At 62.4% G+C, this 1,000-nt stretch carries 2 protein-coding genes; both read left to right on the plus strand.

Going from position 1 to position 1,000, the window contains the following annotated elements; all coding sequences use genetic code 11:
- Window positions 1–459 precede the first annotated feature (459 nt).
- On the plus strand, window positions 460–804 hold the full coding sequence (locus XANALMUS060_RS22905) for a condensation domain-containing protein (protein ID WP_045739479.1): 345 nt from the start codon (window positions 460–462) through the stop codon (window positions 802–804).
- Complete coding sequence (locus XANALMUS060_RS22910; RefSeq protein WP_161795503.1) at window positions 797–964, plus strand: hypothetical protein; 168 nt, start codon at window positions 797–799, stop codon at window positions 962–964. The genes XANALMUS060_RS22905 and XANALMUS060_RS22910 overlap by 8 nt, the downstream gene beginning before the upstream one ends.
- Window positions 965–1,000: the final 36 nt, after the last annotated feature.

Below are 1,000 nucleotides of genomic sequence, written 5' to 3' on the forward strand. Positions count from 1 at the left end.
GGTGGACATTCCCTGCTGGCTGGCGGTGCGGGTCGCTTCGCGTTTGCGCAAGGAATTGGGTGTGGAGATCGGGGTGGCCGAGTTGTTTGTGCACGCCTCCAGCAGCTTGCCGCGCGCGTGTGTGGCCTCTTCGTCCGCTGCGATCTTGCCGCCGATCCTGCGATTGCAGCCGGACGCGCCGCGCGTGCTGTCGTTTGCACAGCAACGGCTCTGGTTCCTGTCGCAGTTCGAGGGTGTCAGTCAGGCGTATCACATCAGCGGCGGCTTGCGTTTGCGCGGTGTGTTGGATGCGCAGGCGCTGCGGCGTGCGTTGGATCGCATCGTGGCCCGACATGCGTCGTTGCGCACAACCTTCGCGCTGGTGGATGGGCAGGCGTTGCAGCATGTCGCTGACGAGGACAGCGGCTTCCATTTAATCGATCACGATCTGTGTGGGGTACCTGATGGTGAGGAAGCTGTGTGGCCTCTTCGTCCGCTGCGATCTTGCCGCCGATCCTGCGATTGCAGCCGGACGCGCCGCGCGTGCTGTCGTTTGCACAGCAACGGCTCTGGTTCCTGTCGCAGTTCGAGGGTGTCAGTCAGGCGTATCACATCAGCGGCGGCTTGCGTTTGCGCGGTGTGTTGGATGCGCAGGCGCTGCGGCGTGCGTTGGATCGCATCGTGGCCCGACATGCGTCGTTGCGCACAACCTTCGCGCTGGTGGATGGGCAGGCGTTGCAGCATGTCGCTGACGAGGACAGCGGCTTCCATTTAATCGATCACGATCTGTGTGGGGTACCTGATGGTGAGGAAGCGCTTGCTTGAGAAACTGCTGGCCGAGGAAGCGCAAGCGCCATTTGCGTTGGAGCAAGGCCCACTCATCCGTGGTCGGCTGATACGCCTTGCCGAGGATGAATCCGTCCTCTTCAGGAAGCGCAAGCGCCATTTGCGTTGGAGCAAGGCCCACTCATCCGTGGTCGGCTGATACGCCTTGCCGAGGATGAATCCGTCCTCTTCGTCA

The sequence above is a fragment of the Xanthomonas sp. MUS 060 genome, from assembly GCF_000963215.1.
Lineage (GTDB): Bacteria > Pseudomonadota > Gammaproteobacteria > Xanthomonadales > Xanthomonadaceae > Xanthomonas_A.